Genomic DNA, 13,982 nt, shown 5'->3' with positions numbered 1-13,982 from the left:
GGAGCGGGCCGGCCGCGCAAGGCCAGCCCGAGCGCAGCGGTAACCCACGGTCGCCCGCTGCATCAGGTTTCGATACACGGCCCTGCGTGAGGGGCGACGTGCCCTCGATCGAGCGCGCACGCGATAGACCATACCGCAACGCGAACGCGCGGACACCGCCACCGCCGGTTCATCCGCGGTCAGTCCCGGTGTCGGCGCGGATCGGCTTCGTAAACCGCTCAGGCCGCCCGGGCGGTGTCGAGGAATTTCGTCACCTCTGAGCGGAGTTGGTTGCTCTCGGAGGCTAGATGACCGGCGGCTCTGAGTACTTCGCTCGACGCCTCTCCGGTCTCTTCCGCCCCGCGGTTCTCCGGCGGGTCGGCCGGTTCGGATGCACGTTAGCGGCTCCGTGGCGCGGGGGAAGGCACGACGGCCGGCCCCGGAGACACCGCGGGAGCTACGGTCGAGCGACGGCCAGCACGGCGGGGTCGCCGCTCGCGGCGCGGAACAGCGTCGGCTCGTCGACGGCGCCGCGGGGGAACGCGGCGACGACGGCTCGATCGCGCATCACCAGGATGCGGTCGGCGACCGCCAGAAGCTCGGCGAATTCCGAGGAGACGACCAGCACGGCGAGCCCGCGTCCGGCGAGCTCGACCAGCAGATCGTGGATCTGCGCCTTGGCGCCGACATCGACGCCGCGGGTCGGCTCGTCGCAGATCAGCACCCGCGGCTCCGCCAGCAGGGCGCGGGCGAACACCGCCTTCTGCTGGTTGCCGCCGGAGAGGTGGTTCACGGGGGCAGCGAGGCCGGGCGCCACGAGGCGCAGCCGCGCCAGCATGTCGCCGCCGAGCCGCTGCTCGCGACCTCTCTGCAGCAGGCCGAAGCGCGACACCCGGTCGAGCGCGCCGGCCGTGGTGTTGGTGAGCACGCCGAGCGGCACGAACAGGCCGTCGCGCTTGCGGTCCTCGGTGACGTAGACGATGCCGTGGCGCAGCGCCGCGCCGGGCGTACGCGGATCGACGGCCTCACCGTCGATCGTCGTCTCGATCTCGCCCGGGCGCGCGTGGCCGGCGAGCGCCCGCGCCAGATGGGTGCGCCCGGCGCCGACAAAGCCGGCGAGCCCGACGATCTCGCCGGCCCGCACGACGATGCTGCTCGTCGCTTCGCCGGCCCGGTAGGTCGCGGCCAGCCGAACCGGCCCGGGCGTCGCACGCCGCATCGCCGTGGCGGCGCCTGCCGCCTCGCCGAGCATCAGGCTCACCAGCCCGGCATGATCGAGGTCGGCGATGCGGCGCGTCGCTACGCGGACACCGTTGCGCAGGACCGTCACCCGGTCGGCGATGCGGAACACCTCGTCGAGCCGGTGCGACACGTAGAGAATCGCGACGCCCACGGCCTTCAGGCGCTCGATCACGGCGAACAGCCGCTGCTGCTCGGGCGGCGACAGCGCGGCGGTCGGCTCGTCGAGGATCAGCACCCGCGCATCGAACGACAGCGCGCGGGCGATCTCGACGAGCTGCTGCTCGGCGACGCTGAGGCCGGCGACCGGCGCATCGGGATCGAGCCGGAATCCGTAGCCGTCGAGCAGCGCCGCCGCGTCACGCCGCATGCGGGCCCGGTCGACCAGGCCGAGCCGGGTGCGCGGCTCGCGGCCGAGAAAGATGTTGGTGGCGACGTCGAGCAGCGGCGCCAGCGAGAACTCCTGGTGGACGATGCTGACGCCGGCCCGGTGGGCCTGCTGCGGCGTGGCGAAGCGCACTGCGTCCCCGGCCAGACGGATCGCGCCCGCGCTCGGCGCCAGCGACCCCGACACGATGTTGAGGAACGTGGACTTGCCGGCGCCGTTGGCGCCGACCAGGGCGTGCACCTCGCCGGCCTCGGCGGCGAAGTCGACGCCCGAGAGGACCGGCACGCCGGCGAAGGACTTCGACAATCCCTCGGTCTCGAGAAGAGCCATCGCCGGCGTGCTCCGTATCTCTCCGCCGCCGCTACTTCGGCTGCCAGCTGCCCGGCAGCTCGTTCGCCCAGACGTCGTCGGAGGCGTCCCGCCGCACATACTTGCCGACCTCCGAGGCCGGGATGACGACCGAGGGGACCTGGCGTCCGCGCTCGACTGGCTGACCCTTCAGGATCTCCAACCCCAGCTGGACGGCGTCGCGGCCGACCTTGGTCGGAAACGTGATGATGCCGCCCTTCTGGTTCTTGTCGACCCATTTGAGCCAGCCGTTGTACTCGTCGGCCGGCGACATCACGACCTCGTTCAGCCGGCCGGCCTCCTCGAACGCCTCAGCTAGGCCGGCGGACATCTGACCGGACGGCGAGAACACCCCGTCGATGCGCGGGAAGCGCTGCAGCAGGTTCTCGGTGATCTGCTTCGAGCGGGCCCGGTTCCAGTTGCCGTGCTCGGCCGAGAGGAGCTCGATGCCCGGGAACTCCTTCATGACAGCGTCGAGCGCCGCCTTCTGGTCCACCGTCGCCGAATGCCCGGCAATTGGCAGCATGGCGATGATCTTGCCCTTGCCGCCCATGTCCTTGAATAGCTGCCGGGCCGTCTTCTCGCCGAGGTCCCATTGGCCGATATAGGCGTTCGAGGTGGTGCTCGGGCTGTAGTAGAAGCCGCCGCCGGTGTTGACGGTCGGGATGCCGGCGTCGACCGCCTTCTGCAGGGCGCCGGCGATCGCCTTGTTGTCGACCGGCCAGTAGATGATCAGGTCGACCTTCTTGTTGATCAAATCCTCAATGTCGGCCACCTGCTTGGCCGGCTTGAAGCCGGCGTCGGTGACGACGACCTCCTTGATCTCGGGATGCAGCGAGGCCTCGTACTTGACGTGGGCGAGAGCGTAGACGACCCAGGAGTTGGTGAGATAGCCGGCCGAGACGCCGATCGTGTAGGGCCCCGGCTTCTTGAACCGCGCCGTGTCGACCTTCTCGGCCGCCTGGGCGACCAGCTCCTCCCGCTTGGTCTGCGCCGCCGCCGGCCCGACCGCCGACAGCCCCACGGCCACGACGGCCGACAGCATGATCACGCGTGCGTATCGCATGTCGTCACCCTTTCTCCGGTTCAAGCCTGCCGGACCTCGCGCATGCGCCGATAGAGAGCCGAGGCCGCAATGATGACGGCGCCCTTGACCACGAGCTGGGCGTGGTAAGGGAGGCCGACGACGTTCACGAGATTGAAGGCGACGAACAGGATCAGCACGCCGGCGACCGTGCCGCCGATCCCGCCGCGTCCGCCCTCGAATGTGGTACCGCCCAGCACCACGGCGGCGAGCACGTCGAACTCGTAGCCGCTCGCCGCCAGCGACCCCGAGACGCCCGACCGGGCCAGCAGCGCGAGGCCGCCGAGCCCGCCGAACAGGCCCGAGAGCGTATAGGCGATCAGGACGGTGCGCCGCACCGGCAGGCCGGCGAGGCGTGCGGTCGCCGGATTGCTGCCGATCAGATACAGCCGCCGGCCGAAGGTGGTGAGCCGCTGCACCGCGAGGCCGAAGCCGGCCACCCCCACGAAGGCGAGGCCGAGTATCGGCAGGACGCCGCCGATCCGGATGTTGAAGACCTCGCGGAAGCCGGGCGCGACGATGCCGTGCGCGGTGCCGCCGGTGATCAGCTGGGTGACGCCGTAGAGCGTGATCGCGGTGCCGAGCGTGAGGATGAACGGCGATACGCCCGTGAAGGCGATCATGGCGCCGTTGAGGGCGCCGACCGCGGCGCCTGCCAGGCAGGCGAGAACGACCGCGGGCGCGATATTCGCGGGATCGCCCGCCATGACGGCGGCGCACACGACGGCACCCAGCGAGATGGTGGCGCCGATCGAGAGATCGACGCCGCCGAGGATCATCACCAGCGTGACGCCGACCGCGGCGATGCCGATCGGCGCCGCCTGGCGCACGATGTTGCCGAGATAGACGGGCCGTAGGAAGGCGTCCGAGAGGGCGCCGGCGACCACCAGGAGCGCGATCAGGACCAGCCAGATCGCCAGCGTCTCCGGGATCCGGCGGGGCCGCCGCGGCGCCGTCCGCGGCAGAGCCGCGGCCGCCATCTCGTGGGGCCCGCTCATCGCGCCGCCTCCGGGCGGATCTGGCCGATCAGGATGACGACGATCACCACGCCGCCCTTGATCACCATCTGCAGGAACGAGGAGACCTCCAGCAGGTTGAGCATGTTGCTGACCATCCCGAGCACCACCGCGGCGGCGACGCTGGCGACGACGCTGCCGCGGCCGCCGGCGAGCGCGGTGCCGCCCAGCACCACGGCGACGATGGCGTCGAGCTCCAGCCCGACGCCGGCGTTCGGGTAGCCGGTGCCGAGCCGGCCGAGCAGCAGCAGGCCGGCGAGGCCGGCCGACAGGCCGCTGATCACGAAGGCGGCGAGGACGACACGGTCGACCGCGATGCCGGCCTGGCGGGCGCTCTGCACGGCGCCGCCGACCGCGGCGAGATGCACGCCGAAGCGCGTGTGGTGGAGCGCCACGTGCGCGAGCCCGGTCGCGATCAGCACCAGCAGGAACGACGGCGGCAGGCCGAGGACCTCGCCATTGGCAAGCCAGGTGATCGCCGGCGACGGCGCTCCGACGCTCTGGTCCGTGTAGATGAAGGTGACGCCCTGCAGGATGGTCAGCATCCCGAGCGTCAGGATAAGAGAGTTGATGCGCAGGGCGTTGTTGAGCAGCCCGGTGAGCGCCCCGATCCCGGCGCCGAGCGCGACGGTGAGCCCGACCGCCGCGAGCGTCGCCTCGGCCCGACCATCCATCAGGTCGGCGGTCAGCACCAGCACCAGGGTCGCCAGCATGCCGACCGAGAGATCCATCAGGCCGGCGACGACCACGAAGGTCTGGCCGATCGCCAGCAACGCCAGCACGGCCGACTGCCGCGCCACATTGGCGAGGTTGTCGGGAGAGAAGAAGCCGGGCAGCAGCGCAACGGCGAGCGCGAGCAGCACCACCGCGACCCAGATGATCGGCGGTCCGCTCACGGCGCGTCGGGTCAAGCTGCCGGCCGTCATGATCACGCCCCGAGCGCCGCGACGACTGCGGCGGAGCTGTCGACCCAGCCGAACTTCATGGCGAAGTTCTTCAGCGTCGCGGCGTGCAGTTCGGGCGCGAAGGACGACACCGCGTCCTCGACCATTGTGGTGCGGAAGCCGTGGTGGAACGCTCCGCGGGCCGTGTCCTCGACGCAGATCTGCGTCACCGTGCCGGTGACCACCAGCGAGCGCACGCCCTTCTGGCGCAGCCGGTCGGACAGCGAGGTGCCGTGGAAGCCGCCATAGCCGTATTTCTCGATGATCAGGTCTTCGGGCTCGGGATAGATCTCCGTCACCACGTCGGTGCAGTCGAGCGGGCCGTCGGCGTCGCCGTAGGTACGCGAGACGCCGCGGCGACACAGGCAGACGGGCGGTGTGCATTGCGGCGACCAAGTCCACAGCAGCGAGGGCTCCTCGGTCGACAGGAACTTGGTGTAGACGACCGGCAGGCCCCTGGCCCGGAACGCGGCGATCAGGCGAGCATGAGCCGGCAGGGTCGCCCGAGCGTCCGGCACCTCGAGCGGCGCGCCGACCCGCACGAAGTCGTTCTGCATGTCGACGATCAGCAGGGCCGGGTCGAGATAGTGGGCAGATGCATCGGGCATGGGCCGAACCCTCCGAACCGTGAGGCTGCGGCGAGGATGCCGAGGCTCCGGCACGCTGTCGTTACCGGACGGACCGGAAAATTACCTTGTAGTCCGATTTGGAGATCCCTAGCCTCCCGGCCCATGGAGGGTTGCGATGGCGGGCGAGGTTCGAGTCTTCGTCGGCCGGTTCGGCCGGATCGCGCTTCTGGAGCGCACGCCGACCATCGCCGAGCACGCTCATGCGCAGGCGCATGCCCTCATCAAGGTGTCGGGGGCGGATGCGACGTTTCTGGTAGAGGGCCTGGAGCAGGTTCTCGACGCCGGCTCGGCCGTGCTGATCGACCCGTGGGCCGTGCATGCTGGGCTGCCGCTGGCCGGCGGGGCGACGGCCCAGCTTCTCGCCCTCTACATCGCGCCCTACTGGTTCGAGCGTCGCGTGCAGGCGGCCATCGCGGCAGGTCGCCGTCGGGTGTTTTCCACTCCGCGCGCCCCACTGATGCCGACCGTGCAGGCCGAGGCCGACCGGGTGCTGGACCTGATGCGGGACGATGCCGCGGACGATGACGCGCTCGACCGCGCCTGCGACCTGCTGTTCCGGGCCGTGGTGACCTGCTACGGCGCCGCCGATCTCGGCGAGGGGCACTCTGCCGACCCGCGACCGAGCGACTACCGGATCCGGCGGGCCATCGTGCACATGCGGGCCAAGCCTGGATTGGCGCTCGACATCGACGCGTGCGCAGCGGTCGCGGGCCTTTCGCGCTCGCGGTTCTTCGAACTGTTCCGCACCTGCACGGGCGTGAGCCCGCGGGTTTACGCAAACGCGGTGTGCATCGAAGCGGCGATCGGGATGCTGGGCACATCGGCGATGCCGATCCACGCCATAGCCGAGCGGCTGGGCTTTTCGGCCCCGAGCCATTTTACCCGCTTCTTCCTGCAGCATCTCGGCTCGACGCCGCGGGCCTTCCGCAACGGCGTGCGTCGCTGTGCGGTGGCGTGATGAGCACGCGCACGCCCCGCACGGTCTGCTTGCGCCGGCCCCTTCATGGAGTGTGCAGAGGAGTCCGCCTTCGGCCTGCGCAGCCCCGAAATCGTTCACAGCGGAATAGTTGAACGCCCCTGGCCAGCGCCTTCAGAATGCGGACGCGCGGGTCGGCCATGTTCGCAACCTGCGAATCGACCTTTTCATTCGCAACAAGCCGTCAGTGTGGTGCCATCATTGGAGCGACGGGCGACTAGACGCGAAAGCGGCGATCGCCAGTTTGCCGGCAACCTGCGGATCTGGGTGGTTCGCAGGTTGCCCGCAACCTGTCGCCCGTCTGCGACCGTTGCTACGCACGCGCTTGCGCGATCTCGTTGACAGTCGATGTCCGTTGGTAGCCGCTCATTTGATGAGCTTGTCGACCAGCCCATGGCACTCGGCGCCCATCGGATCGGATGGCTGTCGAGCCTGTGTTTGTTGGCAGAATTGATGGTGTACGCGTGCAGGCTACGCGTTGGCGGGCAAAATCACGCGTGATTTGCTCCCCCCGTTACTACCCCCGTTTTGTAACGTTTGCTTCGGAAAGTGTAACGCTTGCTCGGGATTGTGGCGGTCTCACATCACAGCGATGCGCCGGTAAACCTCGCGCATCCGCGCCTCGGTCTCGGCGCGCATTTCAGCAAGCTCGCGGTTGAATGCGGCCCGCTCTTCAGGCGTCATGTAGTCCGGTTCTGGTGTCCGTTCGCTCGCTGGCGCAGCCTGTGGCTGCGCGATGCCGACGACCAGCTGCCGGTGCTGCCGCAGTATCGCCGCGACGTTCGTCGTCGCCCGGCGCGGGTGCGCCGGGCCGGTCGATGCGGTAGCGGCTGATTCAAGCTGTCCATGTGGACAGCAGCGAATCGGGGCCGGATGAGGGGCGACGCACAGATCAGACCTCGGACAAGCCGATCGCGGGTTTCGATGCACGCCCCTGCGTAAGGGGCGACCCGCAGCCGACGCAACATCGCGCAGGACAATGTGTTTCGATCCACGCCCCTGCGTGAGGGGCGACCTTCGACCGGCGCGTATCGTCGGCCGCCCCGTTTGGTAGACGGAGCAGACCATGACGAAGAGAACGAGACGGAAGATCGACGCGGGACTGAAGGCGAAGATTGCGCTGGAGGCGATCCGCGAGCAGGCGACGGTGGCCGACCTGGCGCAGCGCTACGAGGTCCATCCCAACCAGATTTACGCTTGGAAAAAGCAGCTTCTGGACAACGCGGCGCGGGCGTTCGACCCGAGCGTGGGTGTGGACGCCGAGAAGGTCGCGCAGAAGACGGTCGACGACCTCTACGCGAAGATCGGCCAGTTGACGGTGGAGCGGAATTTTTTAGTCAAGAGGTCCGGCAGATGAGCGCGGCGGACCGGCGAGAGATGCTCGATCGCGGCGACGAGACGCTGTCGGTGCGGCGGCAATGTGCCCTGCTCGGGGTGGCGCGGTCGAGCGTCTATCGGCCCGATCGGCCGGCGAACGACAACGATCTCGCCCTGACGCGGCGGATCGACGAGCTGTTCACCGCGTGGCCGTTCTACGGCTCGCGCCGGCTGACGGCGACGCTTCGGGCGGAGGGCGGGCTTGTCACCCGCAGGCTACGCCGACACGATGGGTGCCGAGCCCTCGTTCGGCGCGCATGATCCGATAAATGGACCGGGCGACGGTCCACGGTCGAACGTGGTGTGGTGTTTGTGTGACCAACCTCCGCGACCGCACCACGCGGCTCCTCCGCAGGCGCGAGCACAGCCATTCACCGTGCTGGTCGAAAGGCGCCACTGTGTCGCCCTCGCCGCCCATCACCACGACCGGGCATTCCGGCCGGCTCAGTTGCTCCTCGAGGGCGGTCTTGCCAGGATTGAAGCTGCAGCTCCGCCGCCATCGCCAGGATGCCTTCAGACTCTTCCGCCACGGCGAGAGGAAGCTGGTCGGTGCGGGACGGGGCCACTTGGGGAGAGCACCGTTCACGGCCGCGTCGGCGGACCGATGAACTCGCCGCCGCCGGCGGCGACCTCGGGACCGGAGGTCCGTCGCCCGGCCGGCTCGGTGCGGGCCGGTGCCCGCAGCACCAGCCGGAAGAATAGCGGCACGAACAGGATCGCCAGGAAGGTCGCGGCCAGCATGCCGCCGATCACCCCGGTGCCGACCGAGTGCCGGCTCGCCGAGCCGGCCCCGGCGGCGATCGCTAGCGGCACGACGCCGAGCACGAAGGCGAGCGACGTCATCACGATCGGCCGGAAGCGCAGCCGTGCCGCCTCGAGCGCCGCCTCCACGACGGGCAGGCCGGCGCGGTGGCGCTCCGAGGCGAACTCGACGATCAGGATGGCGTTCTTGGCCGCGAGCCCGATCAGAGTGATGAGGCCGACCTGGAAATAGACGTCGTTCTCGATGCCGCGCAGCCAGATCGCCAGGATCGCCCCGAACACCGCGAACGGCACGGCCGTGACCACGGCGAGCGGCAGGCTCCAACGCTCGTACTGAGCCGCCAGGATCAGGAACACCATCAGAATGCCGAACAGGAAGCCCAGCCGGCCGGTGCCAGCGGTCTGAATCTCCTGATAGGACGCTCCGGTCCAGCCGATCGTGTAGCCGCTCGACAGCGTCTCGGCGACGACCTGCTGGATGGCGGCGATCGCCTGGCCCGACGAGTAGCCCGGTGCGGGGCTCGCCTGCACGCGGGCGGCCGGGAAGACGTTGAAGCGCTCCACCACGTCGGGGCCGGTGGTGCGCGCGACCGTGACCAGCGCCGTGAGCGGCACCATGGCGCCGCCCTCCGAACGAACGAAGACGTGCCGAAGGTCGTCCGGCGCCTCGCGGAACGCGCCCTCGGACGACAGCGTCACCCGGAAGGTGCGGCCGAACAGCGTGAAGTCGTTGACGTAGAGGCTGCCGAACGAGCTCTGCATGGTATCGAACAGCGCGGCGATCGGCACGCCGAGCGCCTTCGCCTTCTCGCGATCGACGGTCGCCCGGTATTGCGGCGTGCCGGTCGAGAAGGTGGTCGACACGCCGGTGAGCTCCGGCCGCCGGCCCGCTGCCGCGATCACGCGCTGCACGGCCTGGCTCAGGCTCTCCAGGCTGCCGCCGGAGCGGTCCTGCAGATAGAGCTCGAGGCCGCCCGTGGTCGAGATGCCCTGGATGGGCGGCGGGTTGAAGCTGACGACGACGCCATCCCGGAAGCGGGCGTTCAGCGCCGCGAACGCGGCCGGCAGGGCGCGGGCGTCGAGGGCCGGGTCGGTGCGCTCGGCCCAGTCCTTGAGCGAGACAAAGGAGACGCCCGCGTTGGTCTTCTGTGCGCCGGCGAGGAAATCGAAGCCGGCGAGGGTGATGATGTCGGCCACGGCCGGGTTCTCGCGCGCTCCCGCCGTGACCTTCTCGGTCACGGCCAAGGTGCGGTCGAGCGCCGCGGCGGGCGGGAGCTGGGTGACGAGGAAGACGTAGCCCTGGTCCTCGGCCGGCACCAGCGCGCCGGGGACGCGCTGGAACAGCAGCCAGGTGGCGCCGAGCATCACGGCGACGAGCGCGAGGCCGAGCGCAGCGTGACGCAGAAAGAAGCTCACGCCATCCGAATAGCGCGCCGTGAGGGCGCCGAAGGCGCGATTGAACCAGCGGAACGGCAGCCACGGCTCGCGACGGCCGGGCTTCAGCAGGAGGGCGCAGAGCGCCGGCGTCAGGGTCAGCGCGACGATGCCGGAGATGACGACCGACACCGCGATGGTGACGGCGAACTGGCGGTAGAGCTCGCCGGCGAGCCCGCCCAGGAACGACACCGGCACGAACACGGCGACCAGCACGAGCACGATGGCGACCACCGGGCCGGACACCTCCTGCATGGCCTGCACGGCGGCGTCGTAGGGGCTCTTGCCCTCGCTCGTCATGATGCGCTCGACATTCTCCAGCACCACGATGGCGTCGTCGACCACGATGCCGATCGCGAGGATCAGGCCGAACAGCGTGAACAGGTTGATCGAGAAGCCGAGCACGTACATGCCGGCGAAGGTGCCGATGATCGACACCGGCACGGCCAGCACCGGGATCAGGGTGGCGCGCCAGTTCTGCAGGAACAGGAACACCACCGCGATCACCAGCGCGATCGCCTCGGCGAAGGTCTTGGCCACCTCCTCGACGGAGGCCTGGATGAAACGGGTGGTGTTGAACGGCACGTCGTAGCGCAGCCCCTCGGGGAATCGCTGGGCCAGCCGGTCCATGGTGGCGTTCACGGCGTTGGCGACCTGCAGCGCATTGGCGCCGGGCTGCAGATAGACCCCGATCGGCACGGCCGGCGCCCCGTTGAGGGTCGCGACGGTCGAGTAGTTCTGCGATCCGAGCTCGACCCGGGCGATGTCCTTGATGCGCAGCGCCGCGCCGTTCGGGTCCGATCGGATGATGATGTTCTCGAACTCCTTCGGGTCGGCGAAGCGGCCCTGCGTCGTCACCGAATAGGTGAACGCCTGGTCGCCGCGCAGCGGCTCCTCGCCGAAGCGGCCGGCGGCGAACTGCGAGTTCTGCTCGCGGATCGCGGCGGCGACGTCGCTCGGCGTCAGCTTGTACTGCGCCACCTTGTCGGGCCGCAGCCAGATGCGCATCGAGTAGTCGGAGGCGCCGAACAGCGAGGCGTCGCCGACGCCGGGCGTGCGGCGCAGCTCGTCGATGACGTTCACGAGCGCGTAGTTGGAGATGAAGATCGTGTCGTAGCGCCGCCCCGGCGACGACATGGAGACGACCTGCAGAACCGAGCTCGAGCGCTTGGCGACGGTGACGCCCTGGCGCCGTACCTCCTCGGGCAGCAGCACGGTGGCGCGCTGCACCCGGTTGTTGACGTTGATGGTCGCCTGATCCGGATCGGTGCCGATCTCGAACGACACGGAGATCCGCATCGTGCCGGTGCCGGTCGCGGTCGAGCGCATGTAGATCATCCGCTCGACGCCGTTGATCTGCTGCTCGAGCGGTGCCGCCACGGTCTCGGCGATGGTCTGGGCGTCGGCGCCCGGATAGGTGGCCGTGACGATCACCTCGGGCGGCACGATCGGCGGATACTGCTCGATCGGCAGCACCCGGACCGCGACCAGGCCGGCCAGCACGATGACGATCGACAGCACTGTCGCGAACACCGGCCGGTCGATGAAGAACTTGGAGATCACGGCCGCGCCTCGGATTTCTCCGCGTCGCTGCGTCCGGACGCGCCGGCACCGGTGCCGGCCGACCCGGTCGTCGACGTGCCGGCGGCGGCGCCCGCACCGGTGTCGCCACCGCGCCCGCCGTTGCCGGACGGGGTGGTGGCTGCCGCATCCGCGGCCGGCGACGGCGCGGCGGCGACCGCGCGCACCGGCTGGCCCGGCTTCACCCGGATGACGCCATCGACGACCACCCGCTCGCCCGGCTGAAGCCCCGACCGGACGACGAAGCCGTCCCGTACCTCCTGGCCGAGCCGGACCGGGCGCGCCTCGGCGACTCCGGCGGCCGTGACGACATAGATGGAGGCACCCTGCGGGCCTTGCGACACGGCGCGTTCCGGGACCACCAGGGCGTCCGGCAGGGTGACGCCGCGGATCACCACGCGGACGAACTGTCCCGGCAGCAGCACGCCGTCCGGGTTGGGGAAGATCGCCCGCGCCTGGATGGTGCCGGTCTGCTGGTCGACGCGCTGCGCCGACGTGTCGATGCGACCCGGCTTGTCGTAACGGCTCCGGTCGCCGAAGCGCAGCTCGACCGTGAGATCCTTTTCCAGGATCGGCTTGGCCCGGTGCTCGTTCAGCTCGCGAAAGTCCTGGGCCTCCTGGTCCGTGAAGGAGAAGTTCACGTAGGCCGGGTCGAGCGGCGTGATGGTGGTGAGCAGGGTCTGCTGTGGCTGGATCAGGCTGCCCACCGCCGGCGAGGTGAGCGCCGTGACGCCGTCCATGGGCGACACGATGGTCGTGTAGTCGAGATTGAGGCGAGCCGCCTCCACCTCGGCCCGGGCGAGATCGACGGCGGCGCGCGCCTGGTCGCGGGCGGCGATCGCCTGCTCGAGCTGCTGCTCGGAGGCGACGTTGCGGCTGCGCAGCTCGGAGATGCGGCCGAAGTTCTCCTGCGCCTGCGTCAGCGTTGCCTGCGCCTGGGCGAGCTGTGCCGCGACGCGCGCCAGGGCGACCCGGAAGGTCGCGGGATCGATGCGGAACAGCACCTGCCCGGCCTTCACCCGGGCGCCTTCGTCGAACTCGCGGCTGAGCAGGAGGCCGCCGACCCGCGGCCTGATCTCGACATCGCGGGGAGCGCCGATGCGGCCCGCGTAAGTGACCGGCAACGGAATCTCGCGCGGCGTCACGGTGACGATGCCGACCTCGGGCGGCGGCTGCGGCGATGCGCCGGTCGGGCTCGCGACACCGCCCGCGGGCGCCGTCGCCGCTCCGGATGCGCCCTGGCCGATCGGCAGCAGGGTCGCGACCTTCTGCCAGCCGAGACCCCAGCCGACGATGGCGGCGACCGCGGCGACCGCCAGGAGCCCCGCAAACGAAACGACCAGACTGCGACGGGCCACGGCACCTTCCATACGACTGACGGGAACGAACGTCCCCGACCTCAACTCCGGTCCGGCCGCACGGTGCCGTGGCCGATCGAGGAACTTCGATTCCCTCACCGGCGCTCGTCTCCCGGCACCGCTTCATGTCGAGCAACGCCGCCGGAGCGCCGCTGCCGGCTCGGCGAGACGGAGCGGCCGGTCTTTTCCTCCTTCGTCACGAGGACGACATGGACCAAAAGCCGAAGAAGAAGGCCGTCCAGAGGGAGTATTCGGGTCCGGCCGCCGGTCGGGGATCCGTCAAGGCGGTGCCAGCATCCTGCCCCGGGAGGAGGTCTGGATCCTCGGAAGCGAGATCCTGTGGAAGCAGAACAAGCCCGACGGCTTCGCGGGATGGATGGCCGGGACACGGGGCTGCTCCGGATCGAACCGGGCCTTCTGTCGACCGCCGACGTATGACGCCTGCTCGGGATTGCGGCTTTCACACATCGAGGCGACGCGCCGCCGAAATGCCCGCAGGGGCGCCGCGGTCTCGGCCCGCATCTCCGCGATCTCGCGGTCGGCGACCAGTCCATCAGGTTATGGGTGCCGCCGTTCTGGGAATAACCGCCCGGTCCGTTGCTCGGCTATGCTCGCGTCAGTGATCGATTCCGGCAATAAAGAAGAAGCGACGATGGGCGATTTCGATCTGGTGGTGACGGGCCATGTCGTCCTCACCGACCGCACGATCCCCTGCGGCTTCGTGGCGGTGCGGGACGGCACCGTCGAGCGTGTCGGCGCCGGCGACGGCCCGGCGGCGCGCGAGCGGCACGATTTCGGCGCCGCGCTGGTGCTGCCCGGCAGCTTCGTGCGGCCGCCCGCGGTCGCCGGCTGAGCGGGGCGCGCCGT

Annotated in this window: 11 protein-coding genes; 4 read left to right on the top strand and 7 right to left on the bottom strand. The window is 69.9% G+C overall.

The window, feature by feature from the left end; all coding sequences use genetic code 11:
• Positions 1-436: 436 nt before the first annotated feature.
• From ABTU92_RS17735 to ABTU92_RS17715, 5 genes are read right to left on the bottom strand one after another with little or no spacing between them, the layout of a single operon-like run.
• Complete coding sequence (locus ABTU92_RS17735; RefSeq protein WP_408092938.1) at positions 437-1,936, bottom strand: sugar ABC transporter ATP-binding protein; 1,500 nt, start codon at positions 1,934-1,936, stop codon at positions 437-439.
• 31 nt (positions 1,937-1,967) lie between these two features.
• A complete protein-coding gene (locus ABTU92_RS17730; protein ID WP_408092936.1) occupies positions 1,968-3,020 on the bottom strand; it encodes a substrate-binding domain-containing protein in 1,053 nt (350 codons plus the stop codon).
• 20 nt (positions 3,021-3,040) lie between these two features.
• Complete coding sequence (locus tag ABTU92_RS17725; RefSeq protein WP_408092934.1) at positions 3,041-4,036, bottom strand: ABC transporter permease; 996 nt, start codon at positions 4,034-4,036, stop codon at positions 3,041-3,043.
• A complete protein-coding gene (locus ABTU92_RS17720; RefSeq protein WP_408092932.1) occupies positions 4,033-4,950 on the bottom strand; it encodes an ABC transporter permease in 918 nt (305 codons plus the stop codon). Before ABTU92_RS17720 ends, ABTU92_RS17725 begins: the two co-directional genes overlap by 4 nt.
• A 32-nt stretch (positions 4,951-4,982) precedes the next feature.
• Complete coding sequence (locus ABTU92_RS17715; RefSeq protein WP_408092930.1) at positions 4,983-5,606, bottom strand: cysteine hydrolase family protein; 624 nt, start codon at positions 5,604-5,606, stop codon at positions 4,983-4,985.
• 136 nt (positions 5,607-5,742) lie between these two features.
• On the opposite strand from ABTU92_RS17715, the gene ABTU92_RS17710 reads away from it, so the two are divergent.
• The 3 genes from ABTU92_RS17710 to ABTU92_RS17700 all read left to right on the top strand — a co-directional run bounded on the left by ABTU92_RS17710 (position 5,743) and on the right by ABTU92_RS17700 (position 8,241).
• Entirely contained in the window at positions 5,743-6,585 is an 843-nt protein-coding gene (locus tag ABTU92_RS17710) for a helix-turn-helix domain-containing protein (RefSeq protein WP_408092928.1), read from the top strand.
• A gap of 1,084 nt (positions 6,586-7,669) precedes the next feature.
• Positions 7,670-7,960, top strand: coding sequence for a transposase (locus tag ABTU92_RS17705; protein WP_408092926.1), 291 nt, complete (start codon positions 7,670-7,672; stop codon positions 7,958-7,960).
• Entirely contained in the window at positions 7,957-8,241 is a 285-nt protein-coding gene (locus ABTU92_RS17700) for an IS3 family transposase (RefSeq protein ID WP_408092924.1), read from the top strand. The genes ABTU92_RS17705 and ABTU92_RS17700 overlap by 4 nt, the downstream gene beginning before the upstream one ends.
• 321 nt (positions 8,242-8,562) lie before the next feature.
• Here ABTU92_RS17700 and ABTU92_RS17695 read toward each other — a convergent pair whose 3' ends face one another.
• Together ABTU92_RS17695 and ABTU92_RS17690 are read right to left on the bottom strand one after the other, a co-directional pair.
• On the bottom strand, positions 8,563-11,736 hold the full coding sequence (locus ABTU92_RS17695) for an efflux RND transporter permease subunit (RefSeq protein ID WP_408093022.1): 3,174 nt from the start codon (positions 11,734-11,736) through the stop codon (positions 8,563-8,565).
• Positions 11,736-13,115 carry an efflux RND transporter periplasmic adaptor subunit gene (locus tag ABTU92_RS17690; RefSeq protein WP_408092922.1) on the bottom strand — a complete coding sequence of 460 codons (1,380 nt, stop codon included), beginning with the start codon at positions 13,113-13,115 and terminating at the stop codon, positions 11,736-11,738. Before ABTU92_RS17690 ends, ABTU92_RS17695 begins: the two co-directional genes overlap by 1 nt.
• 652 nt (positions 13,116-13,767) lie before the next feature.
• On the opposite strand from ABTU92_RS17690, the gene ABTU92_RS17685 reads away from it, so the two are divergent.
• Positions 13,768-13,968: a hypothetical protein gene (locus tag ABTU92_RS17685; RefSeq protein ID WP_408092920.1), complete on the top strand. Its 201-nt coding sequence runs from the start codon at positions 13,768-13,770 to the stop codon at positions 13,966-13,968.
• Positions 13,969-13,982: the final 14 nt, after the last annotated feature.

Origin of the sequence: Rhodoplanes sp. SY1, from assembly GCF_046000175.1 — a bacterium.
Lineage (GTDB): Bacteria > Pseudomonadota > Alphaproteobacteria > Rhizobiales > Xanthobacteraceae > Rhodoplanes.
This window is presented reverse-complemented; position numbering and strand designations above follow the sequence as displayed.

Excerpts from the sequence above, each read along its gene's own strand:
- ABTU92_RS17685 (WP_408092920.1), top strand. The coding sequence starts at position 13,768 with ATGGGCGATTTCGATCTGGTGGTGACGGGCCATGTCGTCCTCACCGAC.
- ABTU92_RS17700 (WP_408092924.1), top strand. The coding sequence starts at position 7,957 with ATGAGCGCGGCGGACCGGCGAGAGATGCTCGATCGCGGCGACGAGACG.
- ABTU92_RS17725 (WP_408092934.1), bottom strand. The coding sequence starts at position 4,036 with ATGAGCGGGCCCCACGAGATGGCGGCCGCGGCTCTGCCGCGGACGGCG.
- ABTU92_RS17710 (WP_408092928.1), top strand. The coding sequence starts at position 5,743 with ATGGCGGGCGAGGTTCGAGTCTTCGTCGGCCGGTTCGGCCGGATCGCG.
- ABTU92_RS17730 (WP_408092936.1), bottom strand. The coding sequence starts at position 3,020 with ATGCGATACGCACGCGTGATCATGCTGTCGGCCGTCGTGGCCGTGGGG.
- ABTU92_RS17715 (WP_408092930.1), bottom strand. The coding sequence starts at position 5,606 with ATGCCCGATGCATCTGCCCACTATCTCGACCCGGCCCTGCTGATCGTC.
- ABTU92_RS17735 (WP_408092938.1), bottom strand. The coding sequence starts at position 1,936 with ATGGCTCTTCTCGAGACCGAGGGATTGTCGAAGTCCTTCGCCGGCGTG.
- ABTU92_RS17705 (WP_408092926.1), top strand. The coding sequence starts at position 7,670 with ATGACGAAGAGAACGAGACGGAAGATCGACGCGGGACTGAAGGCGAAG.